This window comes from Cryomorphaceae bacterium, assembly GCA_007695365.1.
Lineage (GTDB): Bacteria > Bacteroidota > Bacteroidia > Flavobacteriales_D > SKUL01 > SKUL01.
In genome coordinates, this window is the sequence record REDV01000086.1 from 1 (window position 1) to 19,829 (window position 19,829).

Sequence of the window (19,829 nt, forward strand, 5' to 3'; positions counted from 1 at the left end):
TTGCGGGATGTGAGATTGCCGGTCACAGGGTCAAAGGTATAGTGGAACGAAAATACGGAGTTTTGGCCGTTCTTACCAAGCTACACGGGCTCTATTTATCGTAGCCTAAATCAAAAGACTCCGAAAACCCGCTACGCCACGACTAAACAGGCGTTCTCACCTGAATGCCGGTAAATATAGTTGTGAAACAGTCTGTTACGACCGCTTGCTGCGCTGCTTAATTTTCCCCAAACACCTCATCCAACCCCCTGCACATATGCCGGGCGGCTTCGGCAATCAAGTCCTCCGTGTGCGCATCCGATACAAAGCCCACCTCATAACCCGAAGGACCGATATATACACCGTGCTCCAGCAAATAGGTGTGCAGCTTATTGAACCACTGCATATTTTCCGCGCGGATTTCCTCGGCCGAACGAATCGGTGAGCCGTCGCCAAAGGCCAGCCAGAAAATAGAGGCATGTTGCACCATCTTAAAGGGATAACCCTTGCTCGCGGCATGCTCGTTCACGGTGTCGGTAAGCTGACGGGTGCGGGCTTCGAGCCGCTCGTAGAAACCGGGCTCCAGGCATTTTTGCAGTTGCGCAAATCCCGCCGCCATGGCCACCGGGTTGCCCGACAGCGTGCCCGCCTGGTAAACCGGGCCGTCGGGCGATACGGCCGACATAATCTCACGACTGGCTCCGTAGGCTCCAACAGGTAAACCGCCGCCAATGATTTTTCCAAACGTGATAATATCCGGTGCAATGTCATAGGTGCCCGCAGCACCTTCAAACCCGGCTCTGAACCCGGAAATAACCTCGTCAAAAATGAGGAGCACCCCGTATTTTTGGGTGATTTCGCGCACAAATCTCAGATATTCAGGTTGCTGAAGAAGGAGTCCGTTGTTGGCGGGAATGGGTTCAATAATCACCGCCGCCAGGTCGTCGGCGTAGGTTTGGAGGGCGCTTTCAAGTGCTTCGCGGTCGTTGAGGGTAACCACAACCGTGTCGTTTACGGTGGCTTCGGGCACACCTGCCGAAGATGAGGTGCCGAGCGTTACCAAGCCCGAGCCGGCTTTTACCAGCAAGGCATCTACGTGGCCGTGGTAGCAACCTTCAAACTTCAGTATCTTGTTTTTACCGGTGTAGCCACGCGCCAATCGCACGGCCGACATCACCGCCTCGGTTCCGCTGTTCACAAAGCGGATTTTTTCAATGTAGCGGTGGTTTTCCAGGATAAGTCCGGCCAGTTTGTTCTCAAGCCGCGTGGGAGCTCCGAAAGAAGTTCCGTTGTGAAGCGTTTGGATGATTTCCCCGATCACCGTGTCGTTGGCGTGACCCAAAATCAGCGGTCCCCACGAGCAACAGAAATCAATGTAGCGCTGGCCGTCCGCATCCCAGATATACGGGCCCTTGCCGCGGTCTATAAAAAGGGGTGTGCCTCCCACTGAGCGAAAGGCCCGTACCGGTGAGTTAACTCCGCCGGGAAAATAGTTTTGTGCTTCCTGATAAAGTGCGCTTGATACTTCTCTCTTCATTGACGCTTGTATTGCTTAGGTTGATAGAACAATTTTATCGTTACTTTGTGCAAAGCTACTACGGATTCACCGAGACCCAAATGAAACCTGAGAATACTTTAGAATACGCCAAACAACTCGACGCTGCAGATGCGCTTAAAGCCTTCCGAAAGCGTTTTTTGTTTCCACAACACGAAGGCTCCCATTGCGTCTACTTTACCGGAAACTCACTCGGACTTCAGCCCGAAACTGCCCGCGCGGCCTTGCTTCAGGAGCTGGACGACTGGGCCAAATGGGGTGTTGAAGGGCATTTCCATGCGAAAAACCCCTGGTATGCCTACCACGAGATGTTTGCGGAACCCATGTCCCGGTTGGTGGGCGCGCACCCCGATGAGGTGGTGGCCATGAACGGGCTTACTACCAATTTGCATTTGCTGATGGTGTCCTTTTTCCGGCCGCAGGGAAAACGTACGCGCATCCTCTGCGAGGCGAAAGCTTTTCCCTCAGATCTTTACGCCTTAGAGTCGCAGTTGCGCCATCACGGACTCGATCCCGATGAGCACCTCATTGCACTCGAGCCCCGGGAAGGAGAACACACCCTGCGCACCGAAGATGTGATTGCGGCCATCCGCGAGGCGGGCGACACCCTTGCCCTCACCATGATAGGAGGTGTAAACTACTACACCGGGCAGGTGTTCGACATTCCCGCCATTACCGCCGCTGCGCATAACGTAGGCGCATTGGCCGGTTGGGACCTGGCACATGCCGCCGGAAACATCATCCTGAAACTCCACGATTGGAAAGTGGATTTTGCCGCGTGGTGTACCTATAAATACCTGAACTCGGGCCCGGGCAGCGTGTCGGGTGTATTTGTGCACCAGCGCCACGGACACAACCCCGAAGTACCGCGCTTTGCCGGTTGGTGGGGTTACGACAAAACAACCCGCTTTGATATGAAGCCCGGTTTCAGGCCCATTCCCGGAGCTGAGGGCTGGCAGTTGAGCAATGCACCGGTTTTTAGCATGGCGGTACACAAGGCCTCGCTCGATATTTTTGACGAAGCCGGTATGCCGGCCATTCGCAACAAGAGTGAACAACTTACCGCTTTTTTGGATTTTGTGTTGCAGGAAACTGCACGTGCGGTGGGCAACGCCAGCTTTGAGGTGATCACACCGGCAACCAAAGAGGCACGCGGTGCGCAATTATCGGTGCTGGTGCACGGAGCGGGCAAGTGGCTCTTTGATGCCCTTACCCATCGCGGCGTGGTGGTTGACTGGAGAGAACCCAATGTAATCAGAATGGCACCTGCGCCACTCTACAACAGCTTTGAGGATGTGTTCAGGTTTGGGCAAATCCTCACTGAAGTGCTGGAAGAAGCAGGTGTGAAAAGTGAAAGTTAAACGCATAGAGCACATGAAATCAGTAACCATTGTAGGAGGAGGCCTTGTAGGCGGTCTGTTGGCCGCCTTGATGGCGCAAAGAGGCTACCGCGTAGCTGTTTACGAGCGTCGGCCCGATATTCGTAAAGCTGAAATATCAGCCGGAAAATCCATCAACCTTGCCCTTTCAGACCGCGGCTGGAAGGCACTCGGCCTGGTGGGTGCCGATGACGAAGTAAAGGCCATAGCGACCCCTATGTACGGCCGAAAAATGCATGCGATTGACGGAGAAGTCACCTATCAGGCATACGGACTGGAGGGACAAGCCATCTATTCTGTTTCACGTGGCGGAATCAATGCCAAATTGCTTGAAATTGCTGACCGAAGCGGAAATGTATCCACCCACTTTAACGAAAAGTGCCTGCATGTGGACCTCGAGCAAAATGAGTTGACTTTTGAAAACACCCAAACCGGAAAAATCACCCATGTAAAGAGCGATCTCATTTTTGCAAGCGATGGCGCTTTTTCTGCTGTAAGGGCGGTCATGCAGAAAACAGACCGCTTCAACTACCAGCAAGAGTACCTTCAAGATGGATACCGCGAAATTCTGCTTCCGGCCAATGAAGACGGCACCCATAAACTCGACCCCAATGCCTTGCACATCTGGCCCAGAGGTCGCTACATGCTGATAGCCCTTGCCAACCAGGACGGCAGTTTTACCTGCACCCTCTTTATGCCGTTTGAAGGAAATCCCTCCTTTGATTCACTGCAAACCCCCGACGATGTAAATCGCTTTTTCGCGGAGATATTCCCCGATTTTTACGCCATGATGCCCGACGTGGGCGACGACTATTTCAGGCATCCGCTTTCATCGCTGGCCATCATCCGATGCTATCCGTGGGTGCGTGGTAGGGTGGCGTTGATTGGCGATGCGGCCCATGCCATTGTGCCGTTTTACGGGCAGGGTATGAATTCTGGTTTTGAGGATTGTACAGTCCTTTCTGAACTCATGGACAAGCACGGAGAAAACTGGGATGCACTGCTTCAGGAATACCAGGAGTTGCGCAAACCCGACGGCGACGCCATTGCCCAATTAGCAGTGGATAATTATTACGTGATGCGCGATTATGTGGCCGATGAAGATTTTCTGCTGCGAAAGAAAATTGAGAAGAAGATCTTTGAAAAGCACCCCGACAAATGGATGCCGTTGTACTCGCAGGTTACCTTCAGCCACATCCGCTATTCTGAGGCGTATGAAACCGGACAGAAGCAAGACCGTATCATGGATGAGGTTATGAAGCACCCCGGTATTCACAAAAAGTGGGACAGCAACGAAATAGAAGAGCTCGTTTTGAGTTTATGGGAGAAACAACAAACAGCAGCCCACGCCGAATAACGCTCATGCATCAAAAGCTCGTCTATATACTCGCGCTGGTTTTTGCCCTGGGTCTTCAGGAAACCATGGCGCAGGCTACACAGTACCGCGGAAAGCGGGCTCCGGCCTTTGAAGTGGGACACAGCTTCAACAATCAGGGTTGGTACATTTTGCCGGGAATCACCCATACACTTGGCTTTGCCCACACCGAGCGCGACAGAATAGGCCCCGATTCGTCGGTGGTAACCACCCACAACCCCGCAGGCCAGATGGGGGCGTTTTTGCAACTGGGCCGTTTCCACGTGTGGGAAAACCGCTTTTTTCAGCTCTTTGATTACGGATTGGATGTGCGATGGCTGCGTGGTGTGCACAATCGAACAAGGGATTACCGCTTTGGAGATGAAGAAGTAAACTGGATGGCGATGGAGGGCAATGGTCGCTTTTCGGATCTGTGGCTGGGAGCCACCACCAATCTGAGCCATGTAAGCAGAATCGGCAATGGCGTTTTCATTACCAATGCCATCGGTGCCAACCTCAACTACGCACTGGTGCGCGGTACACGCGCCGAGGGGGCCTATGAAGGAACCCAAACTTTTGAGCCTCCGGTATTCGCCGCGCAACTTCACTACCGCTTGGGTGTGGGTTTTCCGCTGGGTAATGGTTGGTACATCATGCCCACCATCGAAACCCCCATACTTGGAATTTTTGCGTGGAATGGCGGGCATCCATCCATGCGCTACTTTGATACCTATTACCAGCCCTTGCTGATTGGCATCAACATCATGAAACTCGACAGGATGAAAATGAAACCCTGTCCCACAGAAGGGGGTGACGGTAAAAAGCGCAAGGGAGAAGACGGCGGACTCTGGGATAAGAAGATGAGGAAAAAGTACGGTTGGTAGCGGTCAGATTTCAACGCCAACAATGCATACATCGTCATTTTGTTCTTTATCACCTTTCCAAAGATGAAAGCGACGCACCAGAAGGTCTTTCTGCTCGCTGATGGGAAGTCTTTGCGCATCCAGCATAATGTTCCTGAAGCGCGGGGCCTTTAGTTTTTTGTCGAATAGACCTCCAAACTGATCTCTGAATCCGTCGGTGAATGCAAAAAAACGATCGCCGGGCAAAAGCTTCACGGTGAAATTAGTGAAGGCTTTTGTGGGTCCGTGATACATCCCAATGGGTTGACGATTACCCTCCAGAATGTACAACCGGTGATTTTTGTGCACATGATCCGGGGTGTAAATGCTGCCTTGCAGGTTTTCCAGCAAAGTTCCATTGCTGCGAACTACAAAAAGTGGTTGGTTGGCTCCTGAAAAGCATAGCACATTGTTGTGCTTGTTAAAGGAACAAAGCGACAGATCCAAACCATCGCGACAGCATTCCAAATGGTTTTGATTCAAAGATTGGGTGATGCTTTTGCGCATTTCATCCAATATATTAGACGGATTCAGCACTCCGCGAGCGTGAATGGTTTCCTCAAGAAACCGCTGTCCTATGAGGCTCATAAAAGCCCCCGGTACACCGTGACCCGTGCAGTCGGCTACAGCGAGGTAGGTTGTGTCGTATTTTTCTGTGAGCCAGAAAAAATCACCACTTACAATCTCTCTGGGCTGCAACAAAGCGAAAGATTTTGGGAAAGACTTCCTCAGCTTTTTTTCGCCCGGTAACAAAGCGGTTTGAATGGTGCGGGCATAGGTGAGGCTGGCGTGAAGTTGCTGGCTCTTTTCGGACGCGATGCGGTGCTGCTCCCGCATGGCCGCCTGCTCCGAAGCGATTTTCATGTTTCTGAATTGAAGCTGTTCAATCAGGAGCTGATTGTGTCTTTTGGTTCTGTGGTAAAGGTTTCCGGCAAAAACAGACAAAAGGAAAAAACCCAATCCACCGCCTAAAAGTGCCATGTTGGATAGGTACACCTCACCGGAATCCACGCCCCATTCAAGGTGCAATACCACCGCCGGATAATGCAGCCATTGAAACAGTTCGTAAATCCACATGAGCTTGTCGTCTGACATCACTGACCAGACTTGTTCGGTTGGGCGCCATTCACATGGTTCGGCGAATGACACAAGGGGGACTTGAATCTTCATACGCCCGGAGTTTGGTTAATACCTGGTTGCTTGGCTTCGTATCAAATATAGTTCAGGCCTTGGTCAAAGTCCACTTTGAGGACTGCTTTTAGACCAAACCACAAGGAGCAAAGACCAAGAGGGCTTCACATTCGGCTGGATGGAACTACTGCGTTGATGTTAGGTTGTTCCGTTAAGAAAAAAACGGATTGGTTTTTCGCTCGGTTCCCACATTTGTCAGGGGGCCGTGGCCGGGAATCACAGCATAATCGTCGGGCAGTGTGAAGATTTTTTTCCGAATGCTGTCCAGCAGTTGTTCGTGATTGCCACCGGGCAAATCTGTTCTGCCGATACTCCCTTGAAAAAGAACGTCTCCACCAATAATCCATTTGCCTTTCTCGTGAACCAGCACAATGTGGCCCGGCGCGTGGCCGGGAACGTGCAGAACGCTGAGCTTTTCGCCGGCAAGTTCAATTTCATCGCCTTCAGAAAGAAAAGTGCCTGGCTCGGGAGATGGATCGTAATCTATACCGTAGAGGTGTGCATACTGCGGAACAGCCTTTAGCAGAGGCAGATCGTCCTTATGCATTTGCAGTTTTAGCTTAAACTTGTCGGCCACAAAACGATTACCCAGCACGTGGTCAATATGGCAATGGGTGTTGATGAGCATCACCGGATTCAGCTTTTTGGCATCTAAAAAGTCCAGAAGCCCAAGGCGCTCCTTTTCATTGGAGAATCCGGGATCAATTATGGCGCATTCGCCGGTTTCGGCGTACACTACAGTACTGTTTTCCTGAAAGGGGTTTACGGTAAATACGTGGGCTTGCAACATGGTTCGTCCTTTTGTGGTGCAAAGGTGCAAATTTGTGTGCTACCCTTTTGCCAATGATGCAGGTTGGTTGGGGTGGCAATATTGGCGAAATTCGCACGTAGTTATTCTGTTTGGCACAAACCTATTGCCCGATATTTGGTTATTTTTACGCTCCATTAAAATCTGTGCGATTGCGTCACATACTACTCACCGTGTTTCTGTTGGGTTTGGCTTTGCCGGCTTTTTCTCAATTCTACAATGGTTCGCAGTTGACCTTTGGTAAGAATCGGGTGCAGCACCGCGAGTTTTTGTGGCAGTACATGAAGTTTGATCAGTACAGCATCTACTTTTACGAGGGCGGCCGGAATCTAGCCGATTACACAGCCCGGGTTACCCCGCAAATCATTGAAGAAATGGAGGATAAGCTGGATTTTGTGATTCAGCAAGACATCACCATTGTAGTGTATAAAACCCAGTCGGAATTTCGGCAGAGCAACGTGGGCCTGCAAGTGGATGAAGACCACAACATCGGCGGGAGAACCATGCTCCAGTCCAACAAGCTGTTTATATTCTACGAGGGCGATTACGAGAAATTCCTCACCAACCTGCGACGGGGCATTGCTGAAATTGCGGTTACACAGCTCATGCTGGGCTCCAACTGGCGTGAGTCTATCCGTAATTCTACACTCGTAAACGTGCCGGAATGGTACCTGGAAGGAATTGTATCCTATCTCTGCAACGAATGGACGCCTGAAACGGAGAGCATTGTACGCGATGGTATTCTCAGCGACCGTTTCCGGAAATTTAACCGTCTCACCGGACTGGAGGCGCGCTTTGCCGGTCAGTACATGTGGCGTTACATTGCCGAGGTGTATGGGCCTTCGGTGATTCCCAATATCCTCTACATGGCTCGTATGAGTCGCAGCGTGGATAGCGGGTTTCAGTTCGTACTCGGCACCTCACTCAAGAGCTTGTCGCAGGAATTTATCACCTACTTTCAGGAGAAATACCGCGTGCAAAGTGCGGGCAAACATGAGGTACCATGGGAGTCACTACCCATCAAAACCAAAAAGAAGCACTGGGTGTCGCAGTTTAAAGTAAGTCAGGATGAGCGCTACGCAGTGTACACAACCAATATTCTGGGGCAGTACCGCGTGTTCCTCTATGACATTGAACGGGGTAAACGCAAGCGCATCCACAAGGCCGAGCACAAGCTTGAACGTATCGCAGACCGCAGCTACCCGGTGATTGCATGGCACCCGAGCTCACAGGCCTTTTCGTATATAGTGGAGCGGCGTGGCCAGTTGCTGATGTACAATTACGAACTGGATAAAGGCAAAAAAACACGCAGAGAGCTTTTCGGGTTGGAGAAGGTAATAGACATGCAGTACGCCAAAGACGGACGGCGAATGGTTTTCTCTGGGGTGCGCAACGGACAGTCGGATATTTACCTCTATTACGCAGTTGGTAACCGCCAGGAACAACTCACCAATGATGTGTACGACGACCTGAACCCACGCTTTGTAAACAACGACAAAGGCATTATTTTCAGTAGCAACCGACCGGACGACACGCTGCGAACCCGGGTGCCATTTGAGTATTTTCCGGTTCAGAAGGACATTTTCCTTTACGACCTCGAGACCAAAAGCAAAATCCTGACACGTATCACCAACACTCCCAAAGTGAATGAAATCATGCCGGCCCAGTTGGACAGCAGTCGCTATACCTTCCTCGCTTCCAAAGGCGACCGGCTGTACCAGCGCATGACGGCTGTTCGCGACAGTGCAATCGCTGCCATTGACACCACCATTCACTATCGCTACTTCTCGCGCATTGAGCCACTCCCCCGCCACCCGCACAATACCATCGAGTACGAAGTAAATGCGCGCACCGGAAAGTACACCCAGCTTATGTTTCGTGACGGTCGTTATCAGTTTTACATTGGCGATAGAGATCGGGAACTGCAGGCTATTGAGGAAATGTTGAGCAAGCGACCAGATGCCAAAGAGAAAGACAAACAGGAAATGGTGATTGACCCATCGAGCATTCCGCCAATCAGTGCGGTTTCATCGCCGGTGCCACCCGTAACGCGCAAGCTCGATATCTACAATTACCAGTTTATCACCGACGACGAGGAGGAAATTGTGTTTGAGAAAAAGGTGATAGATGTAACCGAAACAAAAAAGGACGACAAAGCCACGAAGCTTCGCGACGGTAGGCGCAAGGCCGTTGACCTGCCCACACCGCGCAATTACAACCTGAACTTTTCGATACAAGAGGTTACCACACAGCTCAATCAAACCAACATCACCGAGTTTTACCAACCGCTTACCGGTCCGGATAATATATTTCCCGGTTTCAGCCCGTTGCTGCAGGTAGCCACCACCGACCTTTTTGAAGATTACCGCGTGGTGGGCGGGTTCCGAACTTCGTTCAATCTGAGGAACACCGATATCATGCTCTCGTTTCAGAACTACAAAAAGCGGCTGGACAAGGAGATTTTCTTCTTCAGAAACTCAAACCGCCTGCTCGGAACTTTTACGGCCTTTGATATTGAAACCTACTTTGTGGGTACCCGCTTGTCCTACCCCATCAACGATGTACTGCGAATCGAAGGAACCCTTACCTACCGCAACGATCGTTTTTCTGCGCTCTCTACCGACCTCTTCCAATTGGAGAATCCGTCGTTCTTTGAGCATCAACTCGGGGTCAAGCCCGCCGTGGTGTTCGACAACACCCTGCCCATGGGATTGAATCTGCGCCGAGGTTGGCGTTTTAAAATCTGGGGAGAGTATTACCAGAATATCGCAGAGTTTCAAAATGCAATTCTCAACTTCAACGAGTCGTTTAACTTCCCCGAAAACGGTGATTTCCTCTTGCTGGGTGGAGACTTCAGGTTTTACCAGCGCATTCACCGCAACATTATTTGGGCAAATCGCCTGGCGGGAAGCACCTCCATCGGAAGTCGCAGGGTGGTATATTATCTCGGTGGGGTTGACAACTGGTTGTTCCGACGGGTAGATAACAGTTTAGAGGTGCCCACCGGACAAGGCTTTGCCTTCCAGTCGCTGGCCGCACCCATGCGTGGGTTCTGGATCAATGCCCGCAACGGAAATTCATTTGCTGTCTTAAATTCTGAAATTCGCTTCCCGGTTTTCAGCTACTTCTCAGGCAGCCCGCTCAAATCTGATTTCCTTGAAACCTTTCAGATTGTAGGATTTGGAGACATAGGATCGGCGTGGACCGGCCCTCACCCCTACAGTGAGCAAAACGTATTTAACCAGCAGGATATCACCACCGGGGGCGGAAACATCACTGTGATTATCAAAAACAACCGCGAGCCGGTAATATGGTCGTACGGTATGGGAGTTCGCGCACGGCTGTTGGGTTATTTTGTGCGACTGGATTACGCCTGGGGGGTAGACGACGGTGTGGTGCAACCCGGTGTGTTTCACTTTTCCATCAACCTCGACTTCTAGTGTTGAAAATGGATGTTTCCACCTTTGTAATTCTGATGTTCATCGGCCTTTTGGCAGGTACGGTGAGTGGCTTTATTGGTGTGGGAGGTGGAATTGTTGTGGTTCCCCTGCTCATTTTCTTTCTCGGGCTCAGCCAACACCAGGCCCAGGGAACCAGTCTGGCATTGATGCTGCCCCCCATCGGAATTCTTGCTTGCTACAACTACTACAAAACCGGAAATCTCAATATCGGGTACGCCATGGTTATCGCCCTGTTTTTTGTGCTTGGAGGGTACGTTGGATCCAAACTCTCGCTGCGGTTGTCTGAGTATGTGGTGAAATTCGTATTCGGATTATTACTGCTATACGTGGCACTCAGAATGATATGGACCTCCTGGAAGCAAATCATGTAAGCTATGAAAATTGAAAGCGCCCGAATACAAGACGCCGCCCACGAGCAACAAAGTTACGTGCAAACTGTGCGCGAACACCTGCACGCCCACCCTGAGTTGAGTTTTCAGGAGGTTGAAACCAGTGCGTTTGTGCAACGCGAACTGCATGAACTGGGCATACCCGTAAAAACGGGTTATGCAGGACACGGCATAGTAGCCATGATTGGCCGGGGCTCAGGTAAGATCGTGGCTTTGCGTGGCGATATGGACGCCCTGCCTATTCAGGAAGAAAATGAGGTTCCCTACAAATCAACCGTACCCGGTGTAATGCACGCCTGTGGACACGACGTGCATACGGCGTCTGTGCTGGGTGCAGCCCGAATTCTCAAATCGGTTGAGGATAAACTTGATGGCAGGATTATGTTGGTATTTCAGCCCGGTGAAGAGCGCTTACCCGGGGGAGCTTCGCTGATGATCAAGGAAGGTGCCTTTGCTGAACACCGACCTCAGGCAATTTTTGGTCAGCACGTTTTTCCGGCGCTCGAAGCGGGCAAAGTGGGTTTCCGCCCCGGCATATACATGGCTTCTGCCGATGAAATCAGACTACGGGTAATGGGCCGCGGTGGCCACGGAGCCATGCCACACCTCAACATTGACCCTGTTCTGATGGCCTCACACCTGGTGGTGGCGCTGCAGCAGGTGGTAAGCCGAAACAGCAACCCTGCCACGCCCAGCGTGCTGTCTTTCGGCCGCATTGAAGGATTGGGAAGCACCAACGTGATTCCCGATTCGGTGTATCTGGAGGGAACATTCCGCACCTTTGATGAAGCATGGCGCGCCGAAGCGCATCGCATGATTGAGCGCATGGCTACTGAACTGGTTTCATCCATGGGTGGCAAGTGCGAAGTGCGTATAGACAAGGGGTATCCTTTTTTAGTGAACGACGAAGAGCTCACCAAAAGGGCTGCCGGCTGGGCTGCAGATTACCTTGGACCCGAAAATGTGGTTGATTTGGATATCCGAATGACCGCCGAGGACTTTGCTTATTTCTCACAGGAATTCACCGGATGCTTTTACCGCCTGGGGGTGCGCAACGAAGCGCGTGGCATCGTACACAACGTGCATCAATCCAAATTCGACATTGATGAAGCCGCCTTGCCGATAGGAAGCGGGCTGATGGCCTGGCTAGCCATTAGCGAACTGGCCTGGAGTAAGGACTAATTCGCCACCTCGCTCATAAACTTGATGCGCATCAGGCGAAGCTCTTCTTCCGAGAAATCTCCACCAAACTCATCCACAGCAGCGTCAATGGAGTCGGTATCGGCCTCCATAAAATACTCCATAATTTCCTCCTGGGCATCCTCGTCAATAAGGTCGTCGATGTAGTAATTGATATTCACCTTGGTACCCGAGTGCACAATGGCTTCGATTTCGTCAATCACGTCCACAAGCTCTTTTCCTTTGGCCGACGCAATGTCATCCAGCGGCAGTTTGCGGTCAATATTGGTGATGATGTGAACCTTAAAACCCGACTTGTTCACCGCCGATTTAACCACAAGGTCTTGCGGGCGCTCTATCTCATTTTCTTCCACGTAGTCGCGGATAAGTGCCAGGAAGGGTTCACCAAATTTCAAAGCCTTACCACGACCCACGCCGGTAATATTTACCAGTTCATCCATCGTGGTAGGATATTGCACTGCCATATCCTGCAGAGATGCTTCCTGAAAAATAACGTAGGGTGGTAGTTCTTTTTCGCGCGCCACCCGTTTCACTTCATCTTTCAACATGCCGTAAAGTACCTGGTCCGAGCCCGAATCGTTGGCTCGCCCGTTCATTTTGGAATCACTGCCGCTGTCCGACTCGTCATACACACGTTCTTTGATAAGGGTAAACGACTTGGGCTTTTTGATGAAATCTCTTCCGGCATCAGACAGGTGCAGCACACCGTAGGTTTCAATTTCTTTCCACACCAGGCCTCCTACCACTGCCTGACGAATGACGGCATTCCAAAATTTATCATCGCGCCCGTCAAAAGAGTTTCCTTCACCAAAAAGCGGGTGTTTCTCGTGTTTGTAAGTCTTAATGTCATTGGAAGCATCTCCGCAAACAAAGTCCACAATGTGCTTGGCGCGGTGCTTTTCGCCGGTGGCTTCAATGGCCTTCAGCGCAACCAGCACCATTTCTTTACCTTCGATCCGTTCTTTGGGAAAGCGGGAGTTATCGCACATTTTGGCGCCGGGTCCGTTTTCTTCATCGAATTCTTCACCAAAATAGTGGAGAATAAATTTCCGGCGGTTCATGGAGGTTTCAGCGTAGGCAACCACCTCATTCAAAAGCTGCCGGCCAACCTCTTGTTCTGCTACAGGTTTGCCCTGAAGAAACTTCTCGAGCTTTTCAATGTCCTTATAGCTGTAAAACGCCACACAATTCCCTTCGCCGTCGTCGCGACCGGCTCTTCCTGTTTCCTGGTAGTAGCTCTCGAGGCTTTTGGGCATATCGTGGTGAATCACATAGCGCACATCGGGCTTGTCAATCCCCATTCCAAAAGCAATGGTGGCCACAATCACATCCACCTCCTCCATCAGGAACATGTCCTGATGTCTGGCTCGCACCGCTGATTCGAGTCCGGCATGGTACGGAAGGGCTTTAAAACCATTGAGCTGCAGAAGCTCTGCTATTTCCTCCACCTTTTTGCGGCTGAGGCAATAGATGATTCCTGACTTACCCTCGTTTTGCTTAACGTACTTGATGATTTCCTTGTTGACGTTGACCTTGGGCCTTATCTCATAGTAGAGGTTGGGGCGGTTAAACGACGCTTTGAACACCTTGGCGTCGAGCATGTCGAGGTTTTTCTGAATATCTTGCTGAACCTTGGGAGTTGCCGTGGCAGTAAGAGCAATAACAGGCACCTTGGCAATTTGATCCATGATGGCCCTGAGCCGGCGGTACTCCGGACGAAAATCGTGTCCCCACTCCGAAATACAGTGCGCCTCATCAATGGCGAAAAAAGAAAGCTCTACCTTTTTAAGCAGTTCTATGTTCTCCTCTTTATTCAGCGATTCAGGCGCAACGTAGAGCAGCTTGCATTCTCCGCTTAGCAGGTCGTCGTGCACGCGCTGGGTTTCAGCTTTATTGAGCGACGAATTCAGGAAGTGCGCCACTCCATCGCTCTGGCTAACACCCCGTATGGCGTCAACCTGGTTCTTCATAAGCGCGATAAGGGGCGATACCACAACTGCGGTGCCTTCCATGATCATGGCCGGAAGCTGGTAGCAAAGTGACTTTCCTCCGCCTGTGGGCATGATGACAAAGGCGTTATGACCGTCTAAAATAGCTTGTACTACGGCCTCTTGTTCACCTTTAAATGAGTTGAATCCAAAGAATTTCTTGAGCCCCGCTTTCGGGGTGAGCTGTGACGTTAATGTTGACATATTTTCAAAATCAGAACTAATGCTTGCCTGAGCAAACGAACAACTTGCAGGTATGTTACACGGGTCGCGGGTATTTTTTTTCAATCTGAGCTACCGATTGGGGAAAGCTGCTTTTTGCGACTGAATAAAAATACACTTTTTTCCGACATCCCAACAAATTTTTCGGCGAATACTATTGTGTTCACCGCTTTTTTTAACCTTCTGCTCCACGAATGTGTCTCGGTTGGTTATCCGTATTTTTGCGCGATGGCAGAACCGCAGGAGGAAGGTGCTGAAATGTCATTTCTCGATCACCTCGAGGAATTACGCTGGCGATTGATACGATCGGCTGGAGCTATTCTCTTCTTCGCCATCATTGCCTTTGCCTCCAAACGTATTCTGTTTGATGTTATTCTGTTTGGACCCAAGAATACCAACTTTCCTACCTATCGGTTTCTATGCAAGATGTCGCATCTCTTGGGGCTGGATGATTCACTTTGCCTGAGTGAAATGCCCTTTACGCTGCAAAACATTGCCATGAGCGGTCAATTTGCCACGCACATTGTAACCTCTGTGGTGGCTGGTTTGGTGCTCGCTTTTCCCTATGTGATATGGGAGTTGTGGCGATTTCTGAAGCCCGGGTTGCGCAAGGCCGAGCGCGATGCAGCCCGCGGAATGGTTTTTTACAGTTCAGCACTTTTTCTGTCGGGTGTGCTGTTCGGGTACTTTATTCTCTCCCCGCTTTCGGTGCAGTTTCTGGGTGGTTACAAAATCAGCGATGCGGTTGAAAATCAGATTCACCTCAACTCGTTTATCTCAACTGTAACAACAGTGAGTCTTGCGGCGGGTATCATTTTTCAGCTTCCCATCCTTATCTACTTCCTCACCCGAATGGGAATTGTTACGCCTCAGATTCTCAAATCGTACCGAAAACATGCCATTGTGGGTGTTCTCATCCTTTCGGCCATTATTACACCTCCGGATATCACCAGCCAGATTCTGGTTTCAATTCCCGTAATGCTGCTTTACGAACTGAGCATTATCATCGCCAAGCGCGTGGTGAAAAAAATGTCAGTAAATAGTTGATTCAGGCGCATCGCCTCTTTGACGGAAAATTTATTTTAGCACTTGACCAGTGCGCCGAATCAGCCCATACCCTTTGCCTGCTTACAGGCCAGTTTATCTATTGATGCTCACTGCATTGATGCTTTTGTCGGCGCAGGGTATCGCCCAGCGAACAAAGGTGTTTGGGTACGTACTCGACGCGCAAACCAATGAACCGGTTCCCTTTGTGAATCTGGCTTTTGCTCAAACCAAAATCGGAACCAGCTCCAATATAGAGGGCTATTTTGAGCTGGAGTCCTACTACGCCACCGATACCTTGCTGGCTTCTGCAGTGGGGTATATGCCTCAACGTTTAAAGATAAAGCGAGACCAAGCCCAAAGGCTCGACATCTACCTGAGCGCAGGCGAGATACAACTGCAGGAATTCACCGTACGGGCCAAAGATCACGAAAACCCTGCCCACCGCATTTTGCGCAATATCATCCGAAACAAACCAGTAAACAACCGCGAAAAACTGGAGGCCTACGAATACGAACTCTACAACCGCATGGAGTTTGACCTCAATAATTTCAGCGAATCATTTACCAAACAAAAACTCTGGAGACCTTTTGACTTTGTGTTTGATTATGTGGACTCTACCTCCAACGACAAGGTCTTTTTGCCCATGCTCATCTCCGAAACCATATCAGACTATCACTTCCGCAAAAGACCACGCGCCAGAAAAGAGATTATCAAGGCATCCAAAGTTTCGGGCATCGAAAACGAAAGTATCACCCAGTTTATGGGGCAAATGTATCTGGATTTCAACGTGTATGACAATAATATCGTGATTTTTGATAAAGGGTTTGTGAGTCCGATTTCAGCCAACGGACTGGTTTTTTATAAGTACTACCTGGAAGACAGCACCTATATTGACAACAAATGGTGCTACAAAATTCGCTACGTGCCCCGTCGCAAACAGGAGCTTACTTTTAAAGGTGAGTTTTGGGTAAACGACACCACCTGGGCCATTAAGGACATTCACGCGCGCATCGCAGAAGACGCCAACATCAATTTTGTGACCGACATCATTGTAGATCAATCATACGACGAGGTGGAACCTGAGGTATGGATGATGACACGCGAAGAGATTGTGGTTGATTTTCAGTTGCAAAAGGGTCAGGTTGGAGTATATGGCCGCAAAACATCGCTCTACCGGAATTTTGTCATCAACCAACCCCGCGATGACGACTTTTACCGCGGCTCCGACGACGTAGAGGTGCTTATTGATCACCGTAGAAAAGGAAAAGACTTTTGGGATGAAGCCCGTTTTGAACCCCTCACCGAACGGCAACGCAACATTTACCTTATGGTGGACTCTCTGCAAAACAACAGGCGTTTTCAGGCCTATACCGACATTATATCCATCCTTACTACGGGCTATAAAGTAATGGGTCCGCTGGAATGGGGCCCTTTCTGGTCAAGCTATAGCTGGAACCCCGTGGAAGGAGACCGCGTTCGTTTGGGTGGGCGCACAAGCAACAATTTCAGCACGAGGTTGATGTTGGAGGGTTATCTGGCTTATGGTTTCAAAGATCAGGAATTCAAATGGTCGGGAGGTGGGCAATACTTTCTCAGTAAAAAGCCATGGCAGTCGGTGGGACTCTATTTTACCCGCGATCTGGAACAAATAGGTCGACTTGAGAATTTCTTTCAACGCGACAACATGCTCACCTCCCTATTTCGTCGTGCTATACCGCTCAAACTTATTTTGGTGGAGGAATGGAAAGGGTACTACGACCGCGAATGGGTGACGGGCTTTTCCAACCGACTTACCCTGTCTCATGCGCGCTACTCGTCCATAGAGGGATTTGAATTTGAGCGCAGGCTTCCTGAATCGGACGATACCACCACAGTGCCCAGCATTACCAGCGCCGAGGTAAGCCTGAAAACGCGTTGGGCGCACAAAGAGCGCTTCGTGCACGGAGAGTTTACACGTGTGAGTTTGGGCACCCGCTATCCGATCTTTGAATTTGAATACGCCCTTGGTTTGCAGGGCATCATAGGCAGCGAATACAACTACCACCGTGCTCGTTTTTCCATGAGTCACAAATTGTTGCTGGGCATCTTTGGAAAACTGCGTTACCGCATAGAGGCCGGCAAGTTTTGGGGAGACCTGCCCTACCCCTTGCTGCAGGTACATCAGGGTAACGAAACCTTTTTCAGCTCAGAAGTGGCCTTCAATTTGATGAACTTCTACGAGTTTGTAAGTGATCAATACGCAATGGGCTGGGCCGAATATCACCTGGATGGATTCTTTTTGAACCGAATACCGCTGATGCGAAAGCTGAAGTGGCGCGAAGTTGTAGGTGCACGGGCAGTGTATGGCTCGCTTTCGGAGGCCAACCTGCGCGAAATGCTGCTTCCCGAAGACTCTTACATCCTCGATCGCGGCCCTTACGCCGAAGCTAGTGTGGGGATTGAGAACATCTTCAAGTTCTTCAGGGTTGAAGGTATCTGGCGACTCACCTACCGCGACCACGACAAAATCAGTAATTTCGGCGTCCGCATCCGCATGGCAATACACTTCTGAGAAACAATGAAACTGAGGGCAGAGAATATTGTAAAACGCTACGGCAAACGCCAGGTAGTAAAAGGTGTTTCGGTTGAGGTGAACCGCGGCGAAATTGTGGGTTTGCTCGGTCCCAACGGAGCGGGTAAAACCACCTCCTTCTACATGATTGTAGGACTGGTGAAGCCCAACGGAGGACATATTTACCTCGATGACAAGGACATCACCGAAGAACCCATGTACAAACGCGCACAACTGGGGGTGGGCTATTTGCCACAGGAGGCATCGGTTTTCAGAAAACTGAGTGTAGAAGACAACATCAAGGCGGTGCTCGAAATGACCAACAAACCAAAGGATGAGCAGCAGCAAATTCTTGAAAACCTGTTGAATGAATTTGGTTTGCAACACATCCGAAAGAGCCGGGGTGATTTATTGTCAGGAGGTGAGCGCCGCAGAACCGAAATTGCAAGAGCGCTGGCTGTGAGTCCTAATTTTATTTTGCTGGATGAGCCCTTTGCAGGAGTGGACCCCATCGCGGTAGAGGATATTCAAAGTATTGTGGCTCAACTCAAGGATCGCAACATAGGCATTCTCATCACCGACCACAACGTGCAGGAAACCCTCTCAATTACCGACAGGGCTTACTTGCTGTTTGAAGGCAGCATCCTCAAATCAGGGAGTGCCGAAGAACTGGCCGCGGATGAACAGGTACGGCGTGTGTACCTCGGGCAAAATTTTGAATTGCGCCGCAGAGTTCCCGGCAAAAAGCAGCAGTAAATCAGGCGGGTTGCACTTCCCGCAGCTCAAAGCTGTACTTTTCCATAATCAGGTTGGCAAGCAGTTTTATGCAAGCCTCATCCACTTGGCGCTCTGCCTCCTCGCGGCTGTCAGCTTCTATTTCGAGGGTAATATGCTTGCCGATGCGAACATTGGTGATGGTTTGAAGTCCAAGGTTTTTCATACTCGCACTCACTACTTTCCCCTGGGGATCAAGCAAGTTATCTTGCGGCATTACGTCAATTTCGGCGATGAATTTCATGGTTGCAATCGGTTCTGAATAATAGAAATAAGCACATACAAAAGTAGGATAATTGGAATGGCTGCGAAAAAGAAAAAGAATAACATTACCGCGCTGATCAGCACAAAGATGTAACGCCACTGGTTGTCGTTCCAACGTACATGTTTAAACTTGAGCGCCATCAGCTCTAGCTGAGAAATCATCAACAGCGAAAACAGCACACTGAATACCACCAACCCCTGTGCGGAGAAAATCCATGCTGCTCCGGGAAACCACTGGTCGTAATGTATCATCAACGGAAGCGATAACCAAAAAAGCGCGTTGGCTGGAATGGGCAGCCCGATAAAGCGGTCGTGCTGTCGTGTGTCAATGTTGAAACGGGCCAATCGGTAGGCTCCAAACATCGGAATCATAAGCGGGATCAGGCTGAACCAATCCCCGTTGGTTTGTTGCCCGAGCAAACTATAGCCAATAAGGCCCGGTGCCACACCAAAGGTTACCACATCTGCAAGCGAATCGAGCTGTTTGCCTAATTCGCCGGAAACTCCCAGTGCGCGGGCAACCAGTCCGTCCAGAAAGTCAAAAACCGCACCTGCCAGAATGAGCCACGCAGCGTAGTGCAAGCTGTATTCAAAAATGCAAATCACTGCCAAAATTCCGCAAAGCAGGTTCAGCAAGGTTACAAGATTGGGCAAATGCTGTTTCATGTTACACGCCAAATGTAAGGCAAACGGGCAATTTTTTTGTTTTTCTGTTGTTAAAACACATCGAACCACCTATGCTGCTTTGAGCGAAAATGTAATTTT

At 50.3% G+C, this 19,829-nt stretch carries 15 protein-coding genes; 9 read left to right on the forward strand and 6 right to left on the reverse strand.

The genetic code is table 11. From position 1 onward, the window contains the following. Positions 1–217 precede the first annotated feature (217 nt). On the reverse strand, positions 218–1,516 hold the full coding sequence (gene hemL, locus EA392_07950; GenBank protein ID TVR38990.1) for a glutamate-1-semialdehyde-2,1-aminomutase: 1,299 nt from the start codon (positions 1,514–1,516) through the stop codon (positions 218–220). A gap of 80 nt (positions 1,517–1,596) precedes the next feature. Here hemL and kynU point away from each other — a divergent pair, with 80 nt between their 5' ends. The 3 genes from kynU to EA392_07965 are packed head-to-tail and all read left to right on the forward strand — an operon-like array spanning position 1,597 to position 5,151. Next, entirely contained in the window at positions 1,597–2,895 is a 1,299-nt protein-coding gene (gene kynU / locus EA392_07955) for a kynureninase (protein TVR39010.1), read from the forward strand. Positions 2,896–2,908: 13 nt separating this feature from the next. Next, positions 2,909–4,270 carry an FAD-dependent monooxygenase gene (locus EA392_07960; protein TVR39011.1) on the forward strand — a complete coding sequence of 454 codons (1,362 nt, stop codon included), beginning with the start codon at positions 2,909–2,911 and terminating at the stop codon, positions 4,268–4,270. Then, positions 4,234–5,151: a hypothetical protein gene (locus EA392_07965; protein TVR38991.1), complete on the forward strand. Its 918-nt coding sequence runs from the start codon at positions 4,234–4,236 to the stop codon at positions 5,149–5,151. The genes EA392_07960 and EA392_07965 overlap by 37 nt, the downstream gene beginning before the upstream one ends. Before the next feature lie 3 nt (positions 5,152–5,154). On the opposite strand, the gene EA392_07970 is transcribed toward EA392_07965, so the two are convergent. Both EA392_07970 and EA392_07975 read right to left on the reverse strand, forming a co-directional pair. Next, the gene (locus EA392_07970; GenBank protein TVR38992.1) at positions 5,155–6,339 is read right to left on the reverse strand and encodes a hypothetical protein; all 1,185 of its coding nucleotides are present in this window, start codon (positions 6,337–6,339) and stop codon (positions 5,155–5,157) included. A 172-nt stretch (positions 6,340–6,511) separates the two neighbouring features. After that, positions 6,512–7,150 (reverse strand): MBL fold metallo-hydrolase, encoded by a 639-nt coding sequence (locus tag EA392_07975; protein ID TVR38993.1) that lies wholly within the window; start codon positions 7,148–7,150, stop codon positions 6,512–6,514. Between the two features lie 170 nt (positions 7,151–7,320). Here EA392_07975 and EA392_07980 point away from each other — a divergent pair, with 170 nt between their 5' ends. From EA392_07980 to EA392_07990, 3 genes are read left to right on the forward strand one after another with little or no spacing between them, the layout of a single operon-like run. Then, positions 7,321–10,608: a hypothetical protein gene (locus tag EA392_07980; protein ID TVR38994.1), complete on the forward strand. Its 3,288-nt coding sequence runs from the start codon at positions 7,321–7,323 to the stop codon at positions 10,606–10,608. Positions 10,609–10,616: 8 nt separating this feature from the next. Continuing rightward, entirely contained in the window at positions 10,617–11,000 is a 384-nt protein-coding gene (locus tag EA392_07985) for a sulfite exporter TauE/SafE family protein (GenBank protein TVR39012.1), read from the forward strand. Between the two features lie 3 nt (positions 11,001–11,003). After that, a complete protein-coding gene (locus EA392_07990; GenBank protein ID TVR38995.1) occupies positions 11,004–12,200 on the forward strand; it encodes an amidohydrolase in 1,197 nt (398 codons plus the stop codon). Here the strand turns inward: EA392_07990 and recQ are convergent. Next, positions 12,197–14,410 (reverse strand): DNA helicase RecQ, encoded by a 2,214-nt coding sequence (recQ, locus tag EA392_07995; GenBank protein ID TVR38996.1) that lies wholly within the window; start codon positions 14,408–14,410, stop codon positions 12,197–12,199. The two genes, EA392_07990 and recQ, sit on opposite strands and share 4 nt — an antisense overlap. A 246-nt stretch (positions 14,411–14,656) precedes the next feature. Here recQ and tatC point away from each other — a divergent pair, with 246 nt between their 5' ends. From tatC to lptB, 3 genes are all read left to right on the forward strand, one after another. Then, on the forward strand, positions 14,657–15,475 hold the full coding sequence (tatC, locus tag EA392_08000; GenBank protein TVR38997.1) for a twin-arginine translocase subunit TatC: 819 nt from the start codon (positions 14,657–14,659) through the stop codon (positions 15,473–15,475). A 103-nt stretch (positions 15,476–15,578) separates the two neighbouring features. Then, entirely contained in the window at positions 15,579–18,026 is a 2,448-nt protein-coding gene (locus EA392_08005) for a carboxypeptidase-like regulatory domain-containing protein (GenBank protein ID TVR38998.1), read from the forward strand. A gap of 6 nt (positions 18,027–18,032) precedes the next feature. After that, positions 18,033–18,782: an LPS export ABC transporter ATP-binding protein gene (lptB, locus tag EA392_08010; protein TVR38999.1), complete on the forward strand. Its 750-nt coding sequence runs from the start codon at positions 18,033–18,035 to the stop codon at positions 18,780–18,782. A gap of 1 nt (position 18,783) precedes the next feature. Here lptB and purS read toward each other — a convergent pair whose 3' ends face one another. Beyond that, a complete protein-coding gene (gene purS / locus EA392_08015) occupies positions 18,784–19,044 on the reverse strand; it encodes a phosphoribosylformylglycinamidine synthase subunit PurS (protein TVR39000.1) in 261 nt (86 codons plus the stop codon). Then, positions 19,041–19,730, reverse strand: coding sequence for a CDP-diacylglycerol--serine O-phosphatidyltransferase (pssA, locus tag EA392_08020; GenBank protein ID TVR39001.1), 690 nt, complete (start codon positions 19,728–19,730; stop codon positions 19,041–19,043). Before pssA ends, purS begins: the two co-directional genes overlap by 4 nt. Between the last annotated feature and the right edge of the window lie 99 nt (positions 19,731–19,829).

Excerpts from the sequence above, each read along its gene's own strand:
- EA392_07965 (TVR38991.1), top strand. The coding sequence starts at position 4,234 with ATGGGAGAAACAACAAACAGCAGCCCACGCCGAATAACGCTCATGCAT.
- EA392_07975 (TVR38993.1), bottom strand. The coding sequence starts at position 7,150 with ATGTTGCAAGCCCACGTATTTACCGTAAACCCCTTTCAGGAAAACAGT.
- EA392_07970 (TVR38992.1), bottom strand. The coding sequence starts at position 6,339 with ATGAAGATTCAAGTCCCCCTTGTGTCATTCGCCGAACCATGTGAATGG.
- EA392_07960 (TVR39011.1), top strand. The coding sequence starts at position 2,909 with ATGAAATCAGTAACCATTGTAGGAGGAGGCCTTGTAGGCGGTCTGTTG.
- purS (TVR39000.1), bottom strand. The coding sequence starts at position 19,044 with ATGAAATTCATCGCCGAAATTGACGTAATGCCGCAAGATAACTTGCTT.
- EA392_08005 (TVR38998.1), top strand. The coding sequence starts at position 15,579 with ATGCTCACTGCATTGATGCTTTTGTCGGCGCAGGGTATCGCCCAGCGA.
- recQ (TVR38996.1), bottom strand. The coding sequence starts at position 14,410 with ATGTCAACATTAACGTCACAGCTCACCCCGAAAGCGGGGCTCAAGAAA.
- pssA (TVR39001.1), bottom strand. The coding sequence starts at position 19,730 with ATGAAACAGCATTTGCCCAATCTTGTAACCTTGCTGAACCTGCTTTGC.
- kynU (TVR39010.1), top strand. The coding sequence starts at position 1,597 with ATGAAACCTGAGAATACTTTAGAATACGCCAAACAACTCGACGCTGCA.
- EA392_07985 (TVR39012.1), top strand. The coding sequence starts at position 10,617 with ATGGATGTTTCCACCTTTGTAATTCTGATGTTCATCGGCCTTTTGGCA.
- EA392_07990 (TVR38995.1), top strand. The coding sequence starts at position 11,004 with ATGAAAATTGAAAGCGCCCGAATACAAGACGCCGCCCACGAGCAACAA.
- tatC (TVR38997.1), top strand. The coding sequence starts at position 14,657 with ATGGCAGAACCGCAGGAGGAAGGTGCTGAAATGTCATTTCTCGATCAC.
- lptB (TVR38999.1), top strand. The coding sequence starts at position 18,033 with ATGAAACTGAGGGCAGAGAATATTGTAAAACGCTACGGCAAACGCCAG.
- hemL (TVR38990.1), bottom strand. The coding sequence starts at position 1,516 with ATGAAGAGAGAAGTATCAAGCGCACTTTATCAGGAAGCACAAAACTAT.